The organism is Desulfomicrobium baculatum DSM 4028, assembly GCF_000023225.1.
In the GTDB taxonomy this organism is placed as follows: domain Bacteria; phylum Desulfobacterota; class Desulfovibrionia; order Desulfovibrionales; family Desulfomicrobiaceae; genus Desulfomicrobium; species Desulfomicrobium baculatum.
The window spans coordinates 25,233-46,295 of record NC_013173.1 but is presented as its reverse complement, the minus strand read 5'-3'; the positions used below and the strand labels follow the sequence as shown (position 1 = coordinate 46,295).

Here is a 21,063-nt window from a genome sequence, read left to right as displayed (position 1 = left end):
CATTGTACTACATAAATCGTATCACACAGCCTCAAGCGAGGAGGGCGCATGTTCAACACCCAGTCCATCAAATTCACCACCAAGCTGTTTACCGGGATACTGTCCATCCTGATATTGTCCCTGGTTTCGGTCATCGCGGTCACGAACATACTCGTGAAAGACGGGCTGGAAAGTCTCGGGCGGGACGCATTGGAAAATATCAACAACTCCGTTTTCGCCTCTCTGGAAACCCAGAACTCCCTTTTACTCGAAAAGCTCGTCGGCGACATGACCATTCTGGAAGGCGAGCTGGACCGCTACGGTTCTTTTGACCTGGACCCGAGCTACATGCTGGACCGAACCATCATCAATCAGGTCAGCAAGGAGTCCGAACAGGTCAGCATACCCAGGCTCATGCTCGACGGGACGGTCATGAACGGCAACACGGGCATCGTGGACAAGGTGCAATACATGACCGGCGGAGTGACCACCATCTTCCAGGTCATGGAAGACAAGCTCCTGCGGGTTTCCACCAACGTGCGCATCAACGAGACGGACCGCGCGGTGGATACATACATCCCCGCCGACAGCCCTGTGTACAAGACCGTCATGAGCGGAGAAACCTACACCGGCCGAGCCTTTGTGGTCGATGACTGGTATGTGACCTCATACAAGCCCGTCTACAACGCAGACGACAAGATCGTGGCCGTCCTCTTTGTGGGCCGTAAGATACTGACCCCACAGCTGCGCGAGATGCTGACCACCATCAAGGCGGGCGGAGCCGGCTATTTTTTTGTGTACAACTCCAAAGGAGAGGTGCTCATCCACCCCTCCCTCGAAGGGAAAAATATCTTTGAAGTTCCGGGGATCGACGAATTCTTCCGCAATCACAAGGGCGGATTCCTCGACTACGAATGGAATGGCGAACACAAGATCACCTATACCCGCCATTTCGAACCCTGGGACTGGCATCTTGCCGTCGGCCTGAGCGACGCCCAGATGATTCGGGGGCTGGACAAGGAGATCATCACCAAATGCATCTTCGTCGGAATCGGAGTCATGCTGCTCGGCGTGCTCATCGCGGTTCTTCTGATCCGCAGTATCGCAAGACCCCTGAACCAGCTCGCGGGCAAGAGCCTGCAGGTCGCCGAAGGCGACTACACCATCGCCTTCACCCACCCGGCCAAGGACGCCATCGGACATTTGTCGGACGCGCTGAACACCATGGTCGCCCGCACCAAGGACATGCTCGGGGAAATCAATACCGCCACGCAGTCCCTGGCCACGGCTTCCACGCAGCTGTCGGCCATATCCTCCCAGATGACTGAAGGGTCGGCCCAGACGGCGCACATGGCCACTACGGTCAGCAACGCGGCCGAAGAGGTCAGCGGCAACATGAATTCCGTATCGGCGGCCATGGAGCAGGCCTCCATGAACATGACCACCGTGGCCTCGGCGGCTGAAGAGATGTCCGCCACCATCCAGGAAATCGCCCAGAACTCCGAGCGGGCCAAGAACACCACGACCAACGCCGTGTCCAAGGCAAAGGCCGCCTCGGGCAGGGTCGACGAGCTTGGAGCGGCGGCCAAGGAAATCAGCCTCGTAACCTCGACCATCACCGCCATCTCCTCGCAGACCAACCTGCTGGCACTCAATGCCACCATCGAGGCGGCACGGGCGGGCGAGGCCGGACGCGGGTTTGCCGTCGTCGCCAATGAGATCAAGGAACTCGCGCAGCAGACCGCCAAGGCCACCGAAGACATCCGCGAGCGGATCACCGGCATCCAGTCCGTGACCACCCAGACCGTGGGCGACATCTCCGACATCACCGGGGTCATCGCCGAGATGAACGAAATCGTCGGCACCATCGCCGCGGCAGTGGAGGAGCAATCCGTGACCACCCGCGACATCGCCGAAAACGTCGGTCAGGCGTCCACGGGCATCACCGAGATCAACTCCAATGTGGCCACCAGCTCGTCCATGACCCATTCCATCAGCACCGACATCGAAAAAGTTCGCTCCGCCTCGGATGAGATGACCGCAAGCAGTCAGACCGTTCAGCAGAGCGCAATGGAACTCTCCGAACTCGCCGAGCGTCTGCGGGATCAGGTTTCGCGATTCAAGATCTAGGCCCGTCCAGCGGGCGGGAATGGGGGGCCATGCGGTCCCTTTTCCCGCCCGCGCACAGCTTCGCAAGCCTGGGACGCGGATTCTGTCCTCCCAAAAAAACGAATGATTCCAGAAGTTGCCACGTTATTTCGGATTGAAATCAAAAAAGTGTTTGACAAAGCCCAAGGGTCTACCTAGAAGCGTCTTCTCGTGTCGGGATGTAGCGCAGCCTGGTAGCGCACTTGAATGGGGTTCAAGGGGCCGGAGGTTCAAATCCTCTCATCCCGACCACACGAAATGCCCACATAGCTCAGTCGGTAGAGTGCGTCCTTGGTAAGGACGAGGTCAGCAGTTCAATCCTGCTTGTGGGCTCCAGATTATAAGCCGGTCTTAGGATCGGCTTTTTTCTTGCGTGCTATCCAACTTTTTCACAAACTTCTCTTTTGCCCCTCCCGCTGCTACTTCTGCACCGTCAGTTATCACTCTTTCCCTGCGAGGCGTACATGCATATCGGATCCTACACGTTTCAGGAATTCAAGAACAAAGCCGCCGAGTTTCACGGCTACCCCGCCCCCGGCCTTTTGATCGGCGGCTACATGGTCGAGATGGCCAAGGCCGCGCTGCCGCCGAACATCCTTTTCGAGGCCGTGGTCGAAAGCAAGAAATGCCTGCCCGACGCGGTGCAGCTTCTGACCCTGTGCAGCATCGGCAACGGCTGGATGAAGATCATAAACCTCGGCCGCTACGCCGTATCCCTTTTCGACAAGTACACCGGAGAAGGCGTGCGCGTCAGCGTTGACCTGGACAAGCTGGGAAACTGGCCCGAGATTGAAGGCTGGTTTTTAAAGCTCGTGCCCAAGAAGGACCAGGACACCGAGAAACTGTTCCGCGAGATCGAGACCGCCGGCGACACCATCCTGCGGCTGGAAAGAGTCACAGTGCAGAAGCGCCTGCTCGGACACAGCCACATGACCCGCATCGACCGCTGCCCGGTCTGCCACGAAGCCTACCCGGTCAGCGACGGAGCCATTTGCCGCGGCTGCCAGGGCGAGGCCCCCTACGAGCACTCCCGCGCCATGGCGGCCGAAGAATGCATGCCGACTCGCGTGCCCGTGGCCGAAGCCGTAGGGCGCAAGGCCCTGCACGACATGACCCGCATAGAACCAGGGGAAAGCAAGGGCCCGGAATTTCTGGCAGGACAGACCATCACCGCAGGCGATGTCTGCCGGTTGCAGCAGATGGGCCGCAACAGCATCTACGTGCAGGACGAGAGCCTGCCCCAGGGCGAGTTCGTGCACGAGAATGACGCGGCCGTGAGCTTTGCCGCACGCATGGCCGGGGACGGCATCAGGTGTTCGGGCGAGCCCCGCGAAGGCAAGATCGACTTCCACGCGGCCCAGTCCGGCCTGCTGCAGGTTGATCTTGAGGCCCTGGAACGCTTCAACCTGACCCCCAATGTCATGTGCGCCACGCGCCAGCACTGCGCCCTGGTCGAAGAAGGACGCCTGGTGGGCGGCACCCGCGCCATCCCCCTCTTTCTCACCCGTGACAACTTCAGCCGCGCCCTGGCCGCCCTGGGCGACGCGCCGATCATGTCCATCGCCCCCCTGCGCCAGGCCAAGGTCGGCGTGCTGGTCACGGGTACGGAAGTCTTCCAGGGACTGATCGAGGACCGCTTCGCGCCCATCATCCGCGCCAAGGCGGAAGCTCTGGGTTCCACGGTCGTGGGCGAGGAGTTCACTCCGGATGACCGTCAGGCCATTGCCGACGGAGTGAAAAAGCTGCTGGACCTGGGTGCGGACCTGATCGTGACCACGGCCGGGCTGTCCGTGGACCCTGACGACGTGACCCGCAAGGGTCTGGAAGACGCCGGCATGACCGACGCCCTGCACGGCGCGCCGATCCTGCCCGGAGCCATGACCCTCATCGGCCGCATCGGCAGCGTGCAGGTCATGGGCGTGCCCGCCTGCGCCCTCTTCTTCAAGACCACGAGCCTCGATGTGCTCCTGCCCCGACTGCTGGCAGGCGTACCCATCACCCGCCGCGACCTGGCCCGTATCGGCGAAGGCGGCGTGTGCCTGCAGTGCAACACCTGCACCTACCCCAAGTGCACCTTCGCCAAATAACTCATTTTCCATCATAAAATAAGCGCCCCCGTTTGCCGAAATTGGACAAACGGGGGCGCTTTTTTTCATACCCGAAAAGCGCGACCAAAGACCTTGCCCGGCCGAAAGCCATCGATTATCGAGCAGACATACATCTCGGAGGAATCATGATCAGTCTCGACCAGCTTCTCATCTTCAGCCTGACCTCGCTTCTACTCATCTTCACACCGGGACCGGACATCATCTACGTACTGACCCGGGGCGTGGCCCAGGGGCGCACGGCCGCCCTGGCCGCCGCTCTGGGCTTCAGCCTGGGCAACATCGGGCACACGCTTTTTGCGGTCTTCGGGCTCTCAGCCATCCTGGCCTCGTCGGCCACGGCCTTCACCCTGGTCAAGGTCGCGGGCGGCATCTACCTGCTCTACCTCGGCTACAAGCTCTGGACAGCCGACCCGGCGCTGGCCCTCTCCGCGCAAGGAGAACACAAGACGGCCCGCATCATCTTTCGCCAGTCCATTTTCGCCAACCTCTTGAACCCCAAGGTCGCGATCTTTTTCCTGGCCTTCTTTCCGCAGTTCGTGCGCCCGGCCCAGGGGCATCCGGCCATGCAGATGATGATTCTGGGACTGACCTTTGTCGTGCTGACCATGTTCGGCTTTGGCCTGGTCGCGCTGGGCGCGGGGGCTCTCAACTCCCGCCTGGCCGCGCGCCCCGCCCTCTCGGCCTGGCTGCACAAGGGCGCGGGCGCCATCCTCATGCTGCTCGGCCTGCGTCTGATCTGGGCCGACCGCTAGGCCTGAAAAAAGGCGGGCCGCATCCGGTCCGCCTTTCATCTTCTTGCTCCGAAAAAGCTACATCCAGCGCTTCCTGGCCAGCAGCAGCCAGGCCAGCAGGCATCCGCCGACGGTGATCCCGGAGACGATGGCGAAGGCATGCGTCGAGCCCTGAAACGGCGTTGCGATGTTCATGCCGTAAACGCCCGAAATGATGTTGGGAATCATGAGGATGATGGTGAAGCCCGTCAGAAACTTCATGACCATGTTCATGTTGTTGGAGATGATGGAGGCGAACGCGTCCATGGTCCCGGACAGGATGTCGCTGTGGATCTTGGACATGTCGATGGCCTGCCGGTTCTCGGTGATGGCGTCCTCCAGCAGGTCGGACTGATCCTCGGTCAACTGGATGGTGCGCATGCGCAGGACCTTGTCCATGATGATGTCGTTGGCCTTGAGCGAGGTCGTGAAATAGACGAGGCTCTTCTCGATGCCCAAAAGCTCGATCAGCTCCTCGTTGCGCATGGATTGCTGCAGCCGCTGCTCGATCACGTCGGAGCGCCTGATGATGTCTTTCAAGAAACGCAGGTAGATGAGCGACGTGCGCTGCATGAGGTGGATGGCGAAACGCATCCTGTCCGCCGTGTCCACGATGCGGGTGCGGCCGTTCAAAATCCCGGTGACCAGATCCTGCGGAGAGCGGCAGACCGTGACCACGGCCGTGGGCGTGATGATCACGCCGATGGGCTGGGTCAGGTAGGGAATGCGGTGATCGGAGACATTCTCCACGGGCACGCGCAGGACCAGGAGCAGCACCCCGTCCTCCAGCTCCAGGCGGGCGCGTTCGTCGACGTCCAGAGGATCGGTCAGATGGTCGAGAGGGATGCCGAGCAGGATGGACGTACGCTGCAACTCCTCTTCGGAGGGGTTGATCAGATTGACCCAGCAGTCGGCGTCGAGGTGCTCCTGCGGAGACAGAATTCCATCGATGGTCTTATGGATTGTGATCATATCGTGAGTCCTTCAAATGGTATGAACAGGCAAAAAAATACGCCGGGTTCATGAACAACCCGAACGTGGCCCAAAACCGATTTGAAGAATCACGAGTACGGGTCCGCGCAGCGGTCCGCAGCCCGGGGCAACTGCCCGGAGCGGATGAAACGGCGGCAAAAGACCGCACGGGAACGAAAAGTGTGGGAAAGCATGATCCACCTGCCGCAGCGCCGAGGCTCCGTCAGGCGGCCTGGTCAGGCGCGATGAGGACGGGAAGCTCGACGAAAAAGTTTACGATGTCGGTAGTAGGGCCTAGGGCCGCAACTGTCGCCAGAATCCACTGTGATCTCCTTTGCATGTCGCCCGGACACCATGTCCGGGACACAAAAACGATGGACACCCACCTACGCGCGACACTTTCAAAAGGCAAGTCCAATGCCGTAGTTTTTATTGCAACCGTCCAAAAAAGCTCCTGAAATCCGCACCTGACGCGTTGCCCTTGAAAGAAATTTAACGTAAGCGCAGTTAGTTATTTCACAGTGGCCCCCTTTTTTCATGACCTCGGGGACGCATCCCCTTCAGAGCGCCAGGATGAACCATGATTTTCGACAACATCCGGATGAAGCCCAAGCTCCTGTTCCTGTTCATCATGACCGGAATAGTTCCTCTGGGCATCGTGGCCCTCATCGGCAGCTATTCCGCGTCCAACGCCCTCCTCGATCTGGCCTTTGAACAACTCGGCAGCATCCAGGCCATCAAGCGCGACAAATTGCAGACCACTCTGACCGAACGCATAAACGGACTCAAACTCATGGCCGGGCTGAGGCAGACCCAGCAGGCAGTGGACGACCTGAACGCGCTCGGCGAGGAAGACCCGGCCCAACCCTACCCCATCGAATCCAGTGCCTATCAAAGAATCCACGGCAGATACGATTCCCAGCTCAAGGGCTACATCGCCGTCAACGGCTTTGAAGACATCTATCTGATCGACCGCCACAGCGGCACCGTCATGTACGCCGCCGGCCAGGGCGAGGAGCTTGGCACCAGCCTGGCCACCGGGCGCTACCGCCATACGGCCCTGGCCAGGCTTTGGGAGAGGGTCCTGCGCAGTGGAAACGTGGCCTTCGAGGATTTCAGCGCCTACGAGCCAAGCGGGGGAAGTCAGGCCGCCTTCATCGGCTATCCGGTCCTCGACCTGCAGGGCGGCGTGGCCGGAGTCATCGCCGCGCGCGTTTCGGGCGAGTTCATCAACCAGATCATGCCCTCGCGGCAGGGCCTGGGCAAGTCAGGCGAATCCTATCTGCTGCGCTGGCTCGAATCCCAAAAAAAGTTTGAGATGCGCAGTGATATCCAGACGATGGGCAATGGCCTCTACGTCATCGGCTACACCCTGCCTCGCACGCCGGCATACTGGCATGACGCCGTGGACAAGGGGTTTGACGGAGGAGGCGGCACCTACGAAGACAGCGCGGGCACTACGGTGCTGGTGGCCTTCAATACGCTGGACGTGCTGGGCACCAACTGGATTCTCATCTCCAAGATCAACAAGGGCGAAATTCTGCGCCCCATCTGGACGTTCCTGCTGATCATCTGCGTCACCGGCGCGGTGCTGGCCCTCATGATCGCGCCCGGCGCCTACGGCCTGGCCAAGGGCATCAGCCAGCCTTTGGAACAGGGCGTGAACTTCGCCGAGGCCATCTCCGCCGGAGACTTGAAGGCCCGTCTGGATCTGCGCCAAAAGGACGAACTGGGCATGCTGGCCAAAGCCCTGAACAGCATGGCCCGCAACCTGCGCGACATGGACTGGCTCAACCAAGGCAAAACAGGCCTCGACGACACCCTGCGCGGTGAACACAGCCCGCAGGAACTGGCCCGGCTCTTCATCTCATTTCTGTGCAAGCATCTGGACAGCCAAATCGGGCTCTTTTTCCTGCATGATGACGGCGAACTGGTGCTGACCTCTTCCTATGCCTTCACCAACCGGCAAGGCCAGTTCTCCCGGCTGCGCGTAGGCGAAGGGCTGGTCGGCCAAGCTGCGCTGGAAGGGGAAATTTTGACCTTCGCCCGGGTCGAAGACGGGGCGCCGCCTTTTCATTTCGGCCCCGGCGAAATCGTCCCCGCCCATTTTCTGGCCGCGCCCGTGTTCATGGGCAAGGAATTGCTCGGCGCATTCCTCGTCGGCCGCGAGTACGCATTTTCGCCCCTGCACAGGCAGTTCATCACCGACATCGCCAAGAACACGGCAGTTCTCTTCAACATGGCCACCTCGCGGGGCATGATCGCGGACCTGTTGCGGCAGGCGCAGGAACAGCAGGAGATGCTGCGCGTGGCCAACGAGGAGCTCGAAGAACAGACCAACATGCTTAAAGAGTCCCAGAGCGAGCTGCAGGCCCAGCAGGAAGAGCTGCAGGTCACCAACGAGGAACTGGCCGAGCAGACCCGCGCCCTCAAGGAATCCGAGCGGCGGATGCAGGATCAGCAAAACGAGTTGCGCTCCGTGAACGACAAGCTGGGCGAACGGGCCATGGAACTCGAAGAACAGAAGAGCGCCATCCGCCGCAAGAACAAGGAGCTGCTGCGCGCCCAGGAGCAACTCAAGCTCAAGGCCCAGGAACTGGAGAGCGCGAGCAGATACAAATCCGAATTCCTGGCCAACATGTCCCACGAGCTGCGCACCCCGCTCAACTCCATCCTCATCCTGTCCCAGCTGCTGTCGCACAACAAGGAAGGCAACCTTTCCCCGAAACAGACGGAAGCGGCCTCGGCCATCAACTCTTCGGGCGCGGACCTGTTGCGCCTCATCAACGAGATTCTCGACCTGTCCAAGGTCGAGGCGGGCAAGGTCGAACTTCATCTGGAGGAAATGCCGCTGACATCCATGATTTCGGACCTGCAAAGGGTCTTCAAAGGTGTCGCGGTGGAAAAAGGCGTTGCTTTTCTCGTCGAACAGGATCCGGCCCTGCCCGAAACCATGCTCACGGATACGCACCGGCTGCAGCAAGTCCTGCGCAACCTCCTGTCGAATGCCTTCAAGTTCACGGACCACGGCAGCGTAACCCTGTCCATCTCCCGCCCCGGACCGGAAGTCGATCTGCCCGAAGGCATCCCCTCGGCCGAAGAGGCGATCTGCATCGCGGTCACGGACATGGGCATCGGTATCCCGGAGGACAAGCAGGGCACTATCTTTGAGGCCTTCCGTCAGGCCGACGGAAGCACCAGCCGCAAATACGGCGGGACGGGCCTCGGGCTATCCATTTCCCGGGAACTGACCAAGCTTCTCGGCGGAGAAATCCGCCTGCGTAGTCAGGAGGGCAAAGGCTCGACCTTCAGCCTGATCCTGCCTTTACGCCACCACGCCGACGCGCCCACGGACGAAATCCGTCCCCGGGTGTCCGCCCCCGAGCCAAAAATGACGCCCCACCAGCCTGCAAAGACGCAAGCCGAGGCGCCCATTTCCTATCTGCAGGACGATCGCGCCAATCTGAAGCCCGGCGACAAATCGCTCCTCATCATCGAGGACGACCAGCATTTTGCCCGCATCCTGAGAGACCAGGCGCGGGAGATGGGATTTAAAGCCCTGCTGGCGGCCGACGGCGAAACCGGCCTGCACTTTGCCGACTTTCATGGTCCGAGCGCCATCATCCTCGACAACATCCTGCCGGGCATGAATGGCTGGACAGTGATGGAACGGCTTAAAAACGATCCCAAGACGCGGCACATCCCCCTGTCCTTCATCTCCGCGGAGGATCGCAGCCTGGAAGCCATGCGCATGGGCGCGCTGGCCTTCCTGACCAAGCCCGTAGAACTGGAAACGCTGCGCACGCTGCTCGAAAGGATTGACTCGTTCATCAAGAAGCCCATGCGCAGGCTGCTCGTGGTCGATGACGATGCCTTGCAGCGGGAGTCCATCCGCGCACTGATCGGCAATGGCGACGTGGAGACCGTGACCGCGGCGTCAGGCGCGGAAGCTTTGGGACTGCTCAAATCCCAGAACTTCGATTGCATGATCCTGGACCTCGGGCTTAACGACATGTCCGGCTTTGACGTGCTGCGGACACTGCGCTCCGGGCCGACGCCGTCCACCCTCCCCGTGGTCGTCTACACCGGCCGGGACCTCAGTGAAGAGGAGGAGCGCAGGCTCTCGCGGTACGCAGAAAGCATCATCGTCAAGGGGGCGCGCTCCCCCGAGCGTTTGCTGGAAGAAACAACGCTCTTCCTGCACCGCGTCCAGGCCAATCTGCCCCAGGAAAAGCAGCGCATGCTCCGGACGGATACGGAGCCCGAATCCGTGCTCGACGGCCGCACAGTGCTCGTGGTCGATGACGACATGCGCAATATTTTTGCGCTGACGAGCGTTCTCGAAGAAAAAGGGATGCAGGTCGTGGTCGCCAGGGACGGCAGCGAAAGCCTGACCAGGCTGCGTGAAAATCCCGAAATCGACCTGGTCCTCATGGACATCATGATGCCGGTCATGGACGGCTACGAAGCCATGCGTGAAATCCGCAAAGATCCCAAGCTCAAAGACCTGCCCATCATCGCCCTGACCGCCAAGGCCATGAAGGGGGACAAAAACGCCTGCATCGAGGCCGGGGCCAACGACTATCTGGCCAAACCCGTGGACATGGACAAGTTGCTCTCGCTGCTGCGCGTCTGGCTGTACCGGAAATGAACGTCCATCCCGAGACCGAGCGCATCGAACTGCGCCTGCTGCTGGAAGCCATCTACCTCAAATACGGGTATGACTTCCGCAATTACTCCATGGCCCACCTCAAGCGACGCGCCGAGTACCGACTCAGCCTGTCCGGGCTGGGTTCCATCTCGCAGTTGCAGCACGCGGTCCTGCATGACGAAAACATGTTCCTGATTTTTCTGCAGGATCTGTCCATCAACGTCTCGGAGATGTTCAGGGACCCGCCGTTCTACAAGGCGCTCAGAAACGATATTCTCCCCATGCTGGGCACCTATCCGTCCTTCAGGATCTGGCATGCGGGCTGCTCCGCCGGGCAGGAAGTCTATTCCATGTCCATCCTGCTGCACGAGGCGGGAATGCGCGAGCGGGGGCAGATCTACGCCACGGATTTCAACCGCGCCATTCTGGAACAGGCCCGGGAAGCCGCCTTTCCGCTGGCGCAGCTCAAGGACTACACGACCAAATACCAGCAGGCGGGCGGGGAAAACTCTTTTGCCGACTACTATGCAGCCAACGACCAGCGCGCGGTGCTGCGCCCGTTCCTGAAGGACCGGATCTTTTTTTCCGAGCACAACCTGGTCACGGACGGAGTTTTTGGCGAAATGCACCTGATCGTCTGTCGCAACGTACTCATCTACTTCGACCGCGAGTTGCAGGACAGGGTGGTGGGCCTTTTTGTGGACAGTCTGTGCCCAGGCGGGTTTTTGTGCCTGGGAAGCAAGGAAAGCCTCAAATTTTCCAAACATGCGGACAAATTTGAAGTCGTGCGGGAAAAGGAAAAAATATACCGCAAGCGCAGGGACGCATGAAGAGAGCGTTCAAGGCAGTGGTCGTCGGAGTCTCTTCCGGGGGGCTTGAAGCCCTCAAGATTTTTGTCCCGGGACTGCGCAAGGATCTGGCCGTGCCGGTCCTCATCGTGCAGCACCTCTCGCCGCAGGCGGACTCCTATCTGCCTGCGCGCCTGGACGAGGTGAGCGGACTCACCGTCAAGGAGGCCGAGGACAAGGAGCTGTTGCAGGCCGGCGTGGCGTACGTGGCGCCACCCGATTATCACCTGCTGGTGGAGGCGGACGGGAGCCTGACCTTGAGCGTGGACCCGAAAGTGAATTTCTCACGGCCCTCGGTGGATGTACTGTTCGAGACCGCGTCCGACGCTTTCGGAGCCGCGCTCATCGGCGTAGTCCTGACTGGGGCCAACCAGGACGGAGCCAAAGGACTGGCCCGCATCAAGCGCCGGGGAGGGGTGGCCATCGTGCAGTCACCGGAATCGGCCCAGGCAGAAGCCATGCCAAGGGCCGCCCTGGAGTCCACCAACGTGGACCATGTTTTGCCCCTACGCGACATCGCCCCCTTTCTGAACAACCTGATTGGACCGAGCCATGACAACACCACTTGATATCTTGATCGTGGACGATCGCCCGGAAAACCTGCTGACCCTGGAACACCTCCTGGAAAACCCGGAGCTGAACATCGTGCGCGCGGGCTCCGGTCAGGAAGCCCTGGCCCGCCTGCTCGACCACGATTTCGCCCTGGTGCTTCTGGACGTGCAGATGCCGGACATGGACGGATTCGAGACGGCGGAACTGATGCGCGGCAACAAGCGCACCCGGCACATCCCCATCATCTTTGTCACCGCCAGCCATACCGAGCATCAACACATATTCCGCGGGTACGATTCCGGGGCCGTGGACTATCTGTTCAAACCCCTGGACCCGCAGATGCTCTACTGCAAGGTCCGAATATTTCTCGAGATTCATCGCCAACGTCAGGCCCTGCAGTGCAAGACGCGGGAGCTTGACGCCAGGATCGCCGAACTGAACCTGCTGCAGGCCGAGCTGGAAGAAAAAAATCGCCAGCTGCAGCTCTTGTCATCCCTGGACGGGCTGACGGGCATCCCCAACCGGCGTCAGTTCGACGAAATGCTCTCCCTTGAGTGGAGCCGTATGGCGCGTGAGAAAACCCCCCTTTCACTCATTATTCTGGATGTGGATCATTTCAAGCTTTTCAACGATCGCTACGGCCACCTGGCCGGAGACAGTTGCCTGCGTCGCGTGGCCTTGGCCTTGGCGACCATGCTGAGGCGCCCCGCCGACATGGTCGCGCGCTACGGCGGGGAAGAATTCGCGGCCATCCTGCCGGGCACCAGCCTTGAGGGAGCGCAGGTGGTGGCGGAGAGCATGCGCCAGACCGTGACCGAGCTTGCCATCGAACACCTGGATTCGCCGGTCCGGGGCGTGCTCACCGTCAGCCTGGGTGTGAGCTCGGTCATCCCGATTCCCGGATGCATTCCCGCAGACCTGATCCAGGCCGCGGACCAGGGACTCTACCAGGCCAAGCAGGAAGGCCGTGACCGCTGGGTCCGCGCCGATTGCGTGCCCCTGTCCTGCCGGTCGCCCTGGAAATAGGCGCTTCCCCCTGCAAAAGCCATTGCTTGGTGACAGCGGAGCACATGAAATGACGACGCCCAACTCATCGACTCCCAACGCATACTGGATTCTCGACGGGCAAGGCCATGGAGCGCTTCAGGCCTGGATGCCGGGACAAGACGTACCGCAAGAAAACGGCCTTGCATGGTTCCACCTGAACTATGCCGACGCAACAGCCCGAGACTGGCTGCTGCGATCCGAACTGCTGAGCATTCCCGTGGCCGAGTCCCTGCTGGATGAGGAAACACGCCCTCGCGTACTTCATCACGGCGAAGGGCTGCTCTTGACGCTGCGCGGAGTGAACCTCAACCCCGGCGCCGAACCCGAGGACATGGTCTCCATACGAATCTGGATCGAGGAAGGCCGGATCATCTCCACGCGCAAACGCCGGCTCAAATCCGTGAAAGCTGTCCAGACCTTGCTCGAAGCAGGGCAGGGTCCGCGAAGCAGCGGGGAATTCCTGGCGATGCTCCTGAGGCTCATGACGGACAACATCGGTGAGGTCATCGAAGCATTGGAAGACAAAATGGCCGAGGTGGAAGAGAAAATCGTCGAACATCGCGGAGCCACGGCCCGCGAGAATCTGGCGGATCTGCGCAGGCAGGCCATCGCGCTACGCCGCTATCTCGCGCCGCAGCGCGAAGCCCTGTCACGGCTGACCACCGAGCAGGTGCCATGGATGAGCCCGGACGATCATTTCCGCATCCGCGAAACCACGGACGAACTTATCCGGCACATAGAAAATCTTGACGCGGTTCGTGAACGCGCGGCCCTCGCCCATGAGGAGTTTGTGAACCACGCCACGGAGCAGTTGAACCGGCGCATGTTCATGCTCTCCGTGGTGACGGTCATCTTCCTGCCGCTGGGATTTTTGACGGGACTTTTCGGCATCAATGTGGGCGGTATCCCCGGAGCCGCGAGCCCATGGGGATTTGCCGCTTTCTGTCTGGGTGTCGCGCTGGCCGCGGCGGGCATCGTCCTGATCTTCAAGCGGTCACGCTGGCTATAAAAAAAGACGATTGATCATTCCAAGCATGGATTACAGCGCAGCGCCACCATGGCACGTACGCAAAGGATCTGATCAATCGTCTTGACCGCTCTCTAGCATCCCGGCGCGCTCCTCTGCAAGAAAGGATTACGTTTCCCGCTCATCGTTCAATCTGTCGAAATATCCGCTCAATCGGGGCACGCTACGCACCTGGATGCTTGGAAAACCTGCGGCGCGAAGCACATCTTCCAATGCATGGTGCAGGCGGGATGAATCAATCTCACGGCCAAGATGCAATTCATAATCTCCTGTAGCGCAGAGTCGCAGCCGAAAGGGGAATTCCTCATATCCGGCCTCTTGAAGCCTCTCTTCCACAACCCGCTCCCCTGCGGCCAGACGCACCAGCAATTGCGAGTCCGGAGTCCGGCCATACGGCAGACGCGTGAGCAGACAGGCCCGGGCCTGCTGGTCCGGACGCGCAAGGCCCGTCCGCCTGGCCAACTCACGAATCATGTCCTTGGTCAGCCCGGCATCGGCCAAAGGAGAGCGAATACCCAGTTCGAGCAGCGCTCGCCGGCCAGGGCGGAACTCCTTCGCATCCGAAAAGTTGGAGCCGTCACAAACAGGCGCTGTGGCGACGGACAGGATCTGCTCGAAAAGAAAACGCTTGCAGGCGTAGCATCGCTCCTTCGAGCCGGTCGCGACTTCGGGCAGATGCAACGGGTCACACCGCAGCAGTCTGACGCCCAGCCCCCTGCTCGCGGCCCAGGCGAGGGCGTATTCAGACTCTTCGGGCGCAACATGAGGACCGCAGACATGCACCAGCTCCACCGGCACCCCGGCCTGCAGCCCCGCGTGGGCCAGGAAGCGACTGTCAATCCCTCCGGAACAGGCCACGGTCAAAGGGCCTATTTCGCCCAGCAGACCGATCAGATCATCCCAGGCAAAATCGACATTACGCATCGGCATAACCGCTCCTTATTTCAAATGGATTTTTCTTCAATGTTTCCTCTTCCCTGCCCGTCAAAAACACCGTAAGCGACCGCCATGAGCCACTTCAGCGCAATCCACGAAATTGACGCGGGGGAATTTTCAGTCCGCAGCGTCTTGATTCGAGGCACCCGCTTTTGCCTGATTTGGGACACCCTGACCAGCCCGCGCGACATGACCCGCTTCGCCGAAATCTGCGCCGGGCAGCAGTGCATAGTCGTCTACAGCCACGCCGACTGGGACCATGTGCAGGGCACGGCGGCCTTGCAGAGCCCGATTATCGTCGGCCACGTGGGCTGCGCCCATCGCTTCGGCATCGAGGCCCGGCAGACCCTGGCCGACATGCAAGCCCGCGAACCGGGCAAATGGGACGAGGTCAAGCTCATCCCCCCGCACATCACCTTCGAGAGCCGCCTTGATCTGGACCTTGGCGGCATCACGGTCCAGCTGCACGCCCTGCCTGGGCATACCCCGGATACCATCGTGGGTTTCATCCCGGAAATGGAACTCCTGCTGGCCGGGGACGCGGTGGAGTCGCCCCTGCCCTGCGTGCCCGCAGACTGCGACCTTGATGCATGGATAGAGGCGCTGCGCCGCTGGCGCAAGCACGAAGGGGTCGGCAAGGTCATTCCATCCCATGGCCCGATGGGCGGCAAGGACATTCTGGACAGCACCATCGACTACCTCGACGGCCTGCGCCGAGGCGAAAACAGAGTCTTGCCTGAAGGGCTGTCTGCGTTTTACGCCAGTACGCACCTGGACAACATGAAAAACCGTAGCACCGGCACCGGATCGTAAGCCGCTTGTTTCCATTCAACTTTCAATATCAACCGAGGAGATCTCGATGAAGGTCGTCTTTCACCTGGACCTGGACGAAGAAAAGGTTCTGCGCATCGCCCTGACCAACATGGAAAACCTGCGCGCCGCCAAACCAGGAGCACGCATCAATCTGCTGGTCAATGGACCCGCGGTCAAATTTTTCCGCAAGAACGGCGAGGATGAATTCCTGGAGCGCATCAAAAACCTGATCCAGGCCGAGGTAACGGTCTTCGTGTGCCAGAACGCCCTGCGCGCCTTCGACATCTCCGAAACAGACCTCTGTCCCGGATGCGAAACCGTGCCCGCCGGAGTGGTCGCCCTGATTAAACTGCAGCAGCAGGGCTGCGCGTACATCAAACCGTAAACCCACCGGCCATCATCCCCTCATTGCCGATAATCCGCGAATTTCCGTAGGGGCGGCCCCACGTGGCCGCCCTCTTCCCCGTGGCCGCCCTGCATCACGCATCCCGAAAACGGGCAGGCGCGGGGAAAAGAGGGCAGACACGCAGGTCTGCCCCTACGGGGCATTCGTCACAACCACGACCGCATTCCCCCGCGCATCACATTTCGCAAAAAAATTATTCATCACGCCTAACATTTTTATTGACTTCCCACCATCCGCCCGCATAATAAGTTCGTCACGACAAACACTTCCCGGAGACGATATGAATTTCGACATGCTCATCACCCTAGGCATCATAGCCGCTGCGGCCGTCTATCTCCTGCGCCGCCATTTCAAGAAAGGCAACCCGTGCTGCGGATGTTCCGGTTGTTCAGGCACGCTCGAACCAAAGCCCCTTCACGACTGCTGCCCCAAAAAAGACTGACCGGACGCCTCATTCGTGTCGACACGCCTCTGCCCAGAGGTATTTTTTTTTATCCATGCGATTAGACACAACTAACTTGGAGCCCCCATGCAGCAACCCATCACCCTCAGATCCATGCAGGCCAATCAATCCGGCATCATCGATTCCATCAGCGCTTCCGGCGAGCTTGGCCGACGCATTCGCGACATGGGGCTTGTGCCCGGCACCCAGGTCACCATCATGGGCCGCGCCCCGCTCAAGGATCCGGTGGCCTTAAGGCTGCGGGATTTTACCCTGACCCTGCGCAACAATGAAGCCGACCAGATCATGGTCAACGTCAACACAAGCGGAGAAAACGTTTCATGAACGCCACCATGGCCCTGATGGGCAACCCCAATTCCGGCAAGACAACCCTGTTCAACAACCTGACCGGCGCGCGCCAGCATGTGGGCAACTATCCAGGGATCACCGTGGAAAAACGCGAAGGCCGCCTCAAGATCGATGAGCTCGACATCACCGTGGTCGACCTGCCGGGCACCTATTCCCTGACCGCCTACACCCAGGACGAACTGGTGGCGCGAAATTTTCTGATCGAGAAAAATCCCGACGCCGTGGTCACGGTGCTGGACGCCACCAATCTGGAGCGCTCGCTCTATCTTGTGCTCCAAATCCTGGAACTCGGCACTCCGGTCATCGTGGCGCTGAACATGATGGACGAGGTCCGCCGCAAAGGCGTGATCATCGACACGGGGCGTCTCGCAAAACTCCTGGACACGCCGATTCTCGAAATGGTGGCGCGCACGGGGGAAGGCCGCGAAGAGCTGCTGAAAGAAGCGCGCAGGGCCGTGCTCGAACGGCGCCCCACGCGCACGGAGCTACGCATCTCCTACGGCCGTGACCTCGACGAGACGTTGGACGCCATGCAGACCGTGATCGAGTCCTCCAATTTCATGGACGGGCGCTACCCGTCCCGTTGGCTCAGTCTCAAATACCTGGAAAATGATGCCGAAGTCCTTGCCCAGGGCCAGTCAACGCCGGATGTGCATTCGCGGCTGCTGCAGATGACCGCCGCCCTGGCCGAGCATTGCCGCAAGACCCTGAACACGGAGCCGGAGTGCCTCATTGCCGACTACCGTTACGGGTTCATCACCGGGCTCTTGAAGGACGGAGTTGTGACCCGGCCCACCACCCAGGCCCGCTTCGACATCACGGACAAGCTCGACGCCGTGCTGACGAACCGCCTGGCGGGGCCTTTTCTCATGTTCGCCATAATCTACCTGATGTTTGAACTGACCTTCACCCTGGGTGAGATACCCATGGGCTGGGTGGAGTCCTTTTTTGGCTGGCTGAGCGAAACGGCCACATCCATACTGCCCGAGGGGCTGCTCAGCTCGCTCATCGTCTCCGGCATCATCGACGGCGTAGGCGGTGTGCTCGGCTTCACCCCGCTGATCATGATCATGTTCTTCTTTCTCTCCTTTCTGGAGGATTCGGGCTACATGGCGCGCATGGCCTACATGCTCGACCGCGTCTTCCGCATCTTCGGCCTGCACGGCTGCTCGGTCATGCCCTTCATCATCTCCGGCGGCATCCCCGGCGGCTGTGCCGTGCCCGGAGTCATGGCGGCCCGTACCCTCAGAAGCCCCAAGGAGAAAATCGCCACGGTCCTGACCGCGCCTTTCCTAAGCTGCGGCGCCAAGGTGCCCGTCTTCCTGCTCCTGGCCGCGGCCTTCTTTCCGGGCTCCGGAGCCAGCGCCCTGTTCTGGATCACCCTCGGCGGCTGGGTCATGGCCCTGCTTGCGGCCCGGCTCCTGCGCTCCACCGTGATCAAGGGGGAGGCCACGCCCTTTGTCATGGAGCTTCCGCCCTACCGCATGCCCACCTTGAAAGGCATGTGCCTGCACACCTGGGAACGGGTCTGGCAGTACATCAAAAAGGCCGGCACCGTGATCCTGGCCATCTCCATCCTGCTCTGGGCGGCCATGACCTTTCCCGGCCCGTCCGAGGAACAGACCGCCAGATTCGCGGATGAACGCCTCGCCACCCAGGCCATGAGCTGGGACAACGACCAGGCCCTGGAAGAAGCCCTGACAGAAATCGACAACGCCGAAGCCCAGGAGGCCCTGCGTTCCTCCCTGGCCGGCATGGTCGGCACGGCGCTGGAACCCGTGTCGAGGCCCGCTGGCTTCGACTGGCGCACCAACATCGCCCTGCTGGGCGGATTCGCGGCCAAGGAAGTCATCGTTTCGAGCCTCGGCACCGCCTACTCCCTGGGCGAAGTGGACCCGGAAGAGAGCACCGGGCTGTCCGAAAAACTGCGCACCGACCCTGCCTGGAACATGTGGGTGGCGGTGAGCCTTATTGCCTTCGTACTGCTCTACGCCCCGTGCTTCGTGACCGTGGCCGTCATTGGCCGCGAGATCGGCTGGAAATGGGCCGCCTTCTCCGTGGGCTTCAACACGGTCCTGGCCTACGGAGTGTCCGTGACCATCTATCAGGTCGGCATGACCCTGTAGAAACGTTTTCCCTCAATCCCCTCCTCCCTCCCGGAGCGGCAGAGCATCGCCCTGCCGCTCCGGGACTTTTTTTTCCGGCGTCATCCCGGCACGCCCCCCTCCCTCACCAATACAAAGACCCCGCGCACAAGCACAGGGTCGTCATCGGGCGTTCTTATAACGCAGGCTATCTTCGCAGGCGGCTTGATCTCAAGCCGGTGTCATCATCCTACCGAGGAAAAAACCATGGCGGCATGCACGCCCACCACGCAGGCGGCGGCCACAAGACCCAGAATCAATCTTTTACCAAAATCTGCAAGCATTTCTGCTCCTTAAGATGCATGTACACAAAAAAATCGCCCTTGCCGAGGCGGCTTGGGAGCACCATCTGCCGACCAAGTCGTCGTTACCTAGCGTGAGCACGTAACACTGTCCATGAGATTTTATGCGTAAAAAAAGCCCTTGCCGAAAGAATCCGGCAAGGGCTTGAGATATCACGTTGAGGCGAAGTCATCCTTCACCTCGCGCGCTGGCGAATCATTCTTCAATCTGAGCGGCGGGGTCCTTGTACAGGGCCGGATCAACTCCAAGAGCCGTGATCAGGTTGCCTGACAGGGCCAGAAGCTTGTAGGCCGCGATCTGCTCATTCACGCTGGAAGTGACCAACTGACTGGAAGACTGGAACACTTCGTTCTCGGAATCGAGCACATCGAGCAAGCTGCGCTGTGCCACGCCGAACTGCTCCAGGTAGATCCCCTTGGTGTCGCGGTTGTACTGCACGGCCTCGGTGTATTCCTTCACTTCGCTCAGCGAGGACTTGTACTGCGCCCAAGTGGTCTTGGTCTCGTTCTCGACCGCAAGGGTCAGGTCGTACTTGTCGGCTTGGGCCTGGCGCTTGCGGGCTTTGGTAGCCTTGTGAGCGGCGACATCGGAGCCACCATTGAACAGATTCCAGTTGAAGCGGACCATGGCCGCGTCAGTGCGCTCCCAATATTCCTGATTTTCAACGCCGTCCGAATAAGAGGAAGACAGTTCGGCATAAACGTAAGGATGATAATTCGCCTTGGCGATGTTGACGCGCTCGGTTTCAGCGTTGACGTCTTCACCTGCGGCATTGATCTTGGGATTGTTGCCGATGGCCTGGGCAGTCATTTCATCCAGAGAAGCGGGAATGAGGTTCTGCGGATAGGGCGCCATGGCGATCTTGCCGGGCAGGACTCCGGTCAGACGCTGGTATTCATTCAAGGCTGCCTGCAAAGCCGTACGGGTCTTTTCGATGGAGGCCTGGGCCATGGACAGGCGGGCCTGGGTCTGTTTCACGTCGGCCACGCTACCCGCACCGGCCTCTTCGCGTTCCTGCAGAGAGCCCAGAATATCGCGATGGGCCTTGGCGTTTTCTTCGGCCAGGAAGAGCAGTTCACGCTGACGGTAAACTTCCATATTGGCGATGACCGCATCCAGGGCCAGGGACTCGGCGTTGTCGAAGACGCGATAGTCCAAGGAAGCCGCACGTCTTTCATCCAGACGAATCTGACTGAAACCCTCGCCACCGTCATAGAGGCGCTGGCTCAGAATCGCGGAAATCTCTCCGCGGGAATCCCAATCACTATCATCAGGATTGTTTTCCTGGTCGTATGAATCCGTTCCATATCCGCCACGAATGTCGAGCTTAGGATACCAGCGGCCCTTGGACTTGTCCAAATCATGGCCCACTGCTTCGCGGTTGTGTTTGATCATTTCCAGGCGCGGCGCATATCGAAGAGTGTCGATAACGCTTTTCTGAAGGGTGATGCTATCTTCGGCCAGAGCCACACCGGCCGAAAACATCACCGCCAGGACAAGAGTAATGCTCAATTTTTTTGCATTCATAAACAGCCTCTCCTTGCTAGA

General features: G+C 60.2%; 16 protein-coding genes and 2 tRNA genes. 15 read left to right on the top strand and 3 right to left on the bottom strand.

Annotation, left to right across the window (positions count from 1 at the left end):
* Positions 1-48: 48 nt before the first annotated feature.
* The 5 genes from DBAC_RS00135 to DBAC_RS00115 all read left to right on the top strand — a co-directional run bounded on the left by DBAC_RS00135 (position 49) and on the right by DBAC_RS00115 (position 4,987).
* Positions 49-2,109: a methyl-accepting chemotaxis protein gene (locus DBAC_RS00135; protein WP_012805241.1), complete on the top strand. Its 2,061-nt coding sequence runs from the start codon at positions 49-51 to the stop codon at positions 2,107-2,109.
* A 193-nt stretch (positions 2,110-2,302) separates the two neighbouring features.
* Positions 2,303-2,379 (top strand) — tRNA-Pro (locus DBAC_RS00130).
* Between the two features lie 8 nt (positions 2,380-2,387).
* Positions 2,388-2,463 (top strand) — tRNA-Thr (locus tag DBAC_RS00125).
* Between the two features lie 128 nt (positions 2,464-2,591).
* On the top strand, positions 2,592-4,214 hold the full coding sequence (locus tag DBAC_RS00120) for an FmdE family protein (RefSeq protein WP_012805240.1): 1,623 nt from the start codon (positions 2,592-2,594) through the stop codon (positions 4,212-4,214).
* Positions 4,215-4,360: 146 nt separating this feature from the next.
* Positions 4,361-4,987 (top strand): LysE family translocator, encoded by a 627-nt coding sequence (locus DBAC_RS00115; protein ID WP_012805239.1) that lies wholly within the window; start codon positions 4,361-4,363, stop codon positions 4,985-4,987.
* Positions 4,988-5,044: 57 nt separating this feature from the next.
* On the opposite strand, the gene DBAC_RS00110 is transcribed toward DBAC_RS00115, so the two are convergent.
* Complete coding sequence (locus DBAC_RS00110; protein ID WP_012805238.1) at positions 5,045-5,977, bottom strand: magnesium transporter CorA family protein; 933 nt, start codon at positions 5,975-5,977, stop codon at positions 5,045-5,047.
* A 580-nt stretch (positions 5,978-6,557) separates the two neighbouring features.
* On the opposite strand from DBAC_RS00110, the gene DBAC_RS00100 reads away from it, so the two are divergent.
* Genes DBAC_RS00100 through zntB form a run of 5 tightly spaced genes read left to right on the top strand, consistent with a single transcriptional unit; the run spans position 6,558 to position 14,084 of the window.
* Positions 6,558-10,628 (top strand): response regulator, encoded by a 4,071-nt coding sequence (locus DBAC_RS00100; RefSeq protein WP_012805237.1) that lies wholly within the window; start codon positions 6,558-6,560, stop codon positions 10,626-10,628.
* The gene (locus tag DBAC_RS00095; RefSeq protein ID WP_012805236.1) at positions 10,625-11,458 is read left to right on the top strand and encodes a CheR family methyltransferase; all 834 of its coding nucleotides are present in this window, start codon (positions 10,625-10,627) and stop codon (positions 11,456-11,458) included. Before DBAC_RS00100 ends, DBAC_RS00095 begins: the two co-directional genes overlap by 4 nt.
* On the top strand, positions 11,455-12,045 hold the full coding sequence (locus DBAC_RS00090) for a chemotaxis protein CheB (protein ID WP_012805235.1): 591 nt from the start codon (positions 11,455-11,457) through the stop codon (positions 12,043-12,045). The genes DBAC_RS00095 and DBAC_RS00090 overlap by 4 nt, the downstream gene beginning before the upstream one ends.
* The gene (locus DBAC_RS00085; protein ID WP_012805234.1) at positions 12,029-13,054 is read left to right on the top strand and encodes a diguanylate cyclase domain-containing protein; all 1,026 of its coding nucleotides are present in this window, start codon (positions 12,029-12,031) and stop codon (positions 13,052-13,054) included. The genes DBAC_RS00090 and DBAC_RS00085 overlap by 17 nt, the downstream gene beginning before the upstream one ends.
* A gap of 49 nt (positions 13,055-13,103) precedes the next feature.
* On the top strand, positions 13,104-14,084 hold the full coding sequence (zntB, locus tag DBAC_RS00080; protein WP_012805233.1) for a zinc transporter ZntB: 981 nt from the start codon (positions 13,104-13,106) through the stop codon (positions 14,082-14,084).
* Positions 14,085-14,210: 126 nt separating this feature from the next.
* Here zntB and larE read toward each other — a convergent pair whose 3' ends face one another.
* Entirely contained in the window at positions 14,211-15,032 is an 822-nt protein-coding gene (larE, locus tag DBAC_RS00075) for an ATP-dependent sacrificial sulfur transferase LarE (protein ID WP_012805232.1), read from the bottom strand.
* A gap of 78 nt (positions 15,033-15,110) precedes the next feature.
* On the opposite strand from larE, the gene DBAC_RS00070 reads away from it, so the two are divergent.
* From DBAC_RS00070 to feoB, 5 genes are all read left to right on the top strand, one after another.
* On the top strand, positions 15,111-15,851 hold the full coding sequence (locus tag DBAC_RS00070; RefSeq protein ID WP_012805231.1) for an MBL fold metallo-hydrolase: 741 nt from the start codon (positions 15,111-15,113) through the stop codon (positions 15,849-15,851).
* Positions 15,852-15,897: 46 nt separating this feature from the next.
* On the top strand, positions 15,898-16,236 hold the full coding sequence (locus tag DBAC_RS00065; RefSeq protein ID WP_012805230.1) for a DsrE family protein: 339 nt from the start codon (positions 15,898-15,900) through the stop codon (positions 16,234-16,236).
* A 301-nt stretch (positions 16,237-16,537) separates the two neighbouring features.
* Positions 16,538-16,699 (top strand): FeoB-associated Cys-rich membrane protein, encoded by a 162-nt coding sequence (locus DBAC_RS18205; RefSeq protein ID WP_012805229.1) that lies wholly within the window; start codon positions 16,538-16,540, stop codon positions 16,697-16,699.
* Positions 16,700-16,786: 87 nt separating this feature from the next.
* Positions 16,787-17,044 carry a FeoA family protein gene (locus tag DBAC_RS00060; protein WP_012805228.1) on the top strand — a complete coding sequence of 86 codons (258 nt, stop codon included), beginning with the start codon at positions 16,787-16,789 and terminating at the stop codon, positions 17,042-17,044.
* Positions 17,041-19,194, top strand: coding sequence for a ferrous iron transport protein B (gene feoB, locus DBAC_RS00055; RefSeq protein ID WP_012805227.1), 2,154 nt, complete (start codon positions 17,041-17,043; stop codon positions 19,192-19,194). The genes DBAC_RS00060 and feoB overlap by 4 nt, the downstream gene beginning before the upstream one ends.
* A gap of 516 nt (positions 19,195-19,710) precedes the next feature.
* On the opposite strand, the gene DBAC_RS00050 is transcribed toward feoB, so the two are convergent.
* On the bottom strand, positions 19,711-21,042 hold the full coding sequence (locus tag DBAC_RS00050) for a TolC family outer membrane protein (RefSeq protein WP_012805225.1): 1,332 nt from the start codon (positions 21,040-21,042) through the stop codon (positions 19,711-19,713).
* Positions 21,043-21,063 lie beyond the last annotated feature (21 nt).

What these genes read in the sequence shown, in the direction of transcription:
- DBAC_RS00135 (WP_012805241.1), top strand. Translation starts at nt 49, where the DNA reads ATGTTCAACACCCAGTCCATCAAATTCACCACCAAGCTGTTTACCGGG.
- DBAC_RS00060 (WP_012805228.1), top strand. Translation starts at nt 16,787, where the DNA reads ATGCAGCAACCCATCACCCTCAGATCCATGCAGGCCAATCAATCCGGC.
- DBAC_RS00115 (WP_012805239.1), top strand. Translation starts at nt 4,361, where the DNA reads ATGATCAGTCTCGACCAGCTTCTCATCTTCAGCCTGACCTCGCTTCTA.
- larE (WP_012805232.1), bottom strand. Translation starts at nt 15,032, where the DNA reads ATGCCGATGCGTAATGTCGATTTTGCCTGGGATGATCTGATCGGTCTG.
- zntB (WP_012805233.1), top strand. Translation starts at nt 13,104, where the DNA reads ATGACGACGCCCAACTCATCGACTCCCAACGCATACTGGATTCTCGAC.
- DBAC_RS00050 (WP_012805225.1), bottom strand. Translation starts at nt 21,042, where the DNA reads ATGAATGCAAAAAAATTGAGCATTACTCTTGTCCTGGCGGTGATGTTT.
- DBAC_RS00070 (WP_012805231.1), top strand. Translation starts at nt 15,111, where the DNA reads ATGAGCCACTTCAGCGCAATCCACGAAATTGACGCGGGGGAATTTTCA.
- DBAC_RS18205 (WP_012805229.1), top strand. Translation starts at nt 16,538, where the DNA reads ATGAATTTCGACATGCTCATCACCCTAGGCATCATAGCCGCTGCGGCC.
- DBAC_RS00090 (WP_012805235.1), top strand. Translation starts at nt 11,455, where the DNA reads ATGAAGAGAGCGTTCAAGGCAGTGGTCGTCGGAGTCTCTTCCGGGGGG.
- DBAC_RS00100 (WP_012805237.1), top strand. Translation starts at nt 6,558, where the DNA reads ATGATTTTCGACAACATCCGGATGAAGCCCAAGCTCCTGTTCCTGTTC.
- feoB (WP_012805227.1), top strand. Translation starts at nt 17,041, where the DNA reads ATGAACGCCACCATGGCCCTGATGGGCAACCCCAATTCCGGCAAGACA.
- DBAC_RS00085 (WP_012805234.1), top strand. Translation starts at nt 12,029, where the DNA reads ATGACAACACCACTTGATATCTTGATCGTGGACGATCGCCCGGAAAAC.
- DBAC_RS00095 (WP_012805236.1), top strand. Translation starts at nt 10,625, where the DNA reads ATGAACGTCCATCCCGAGACCGAGCGCATCGAACTGCGCCTGCTGCTG.
- DBAC_RS00120 (WP_012805240.1), top strand. Translation starts at nt 2,592, where the DNA reads ATGCATATCGGATCCTACACGTTTCAGGAATTCAAGAACAAAGCCGCC.
- DBAC_RS00065 (WP_012805230.1), top strand. Translation starts at nt 15,898, where the DNA reads ATGAAGGTCGTCTTTCACCTGGACCTGGACGAAGAAAAGGTTCTGCGC.
- DBAC_RS00110 (WP_012805238.1), bottom strand. Translation starts at nt 5,977, where the DNA reads ATGATCACAATCCATAAGACCATCGATGGAATTCTGTCTCCGCAGGAG.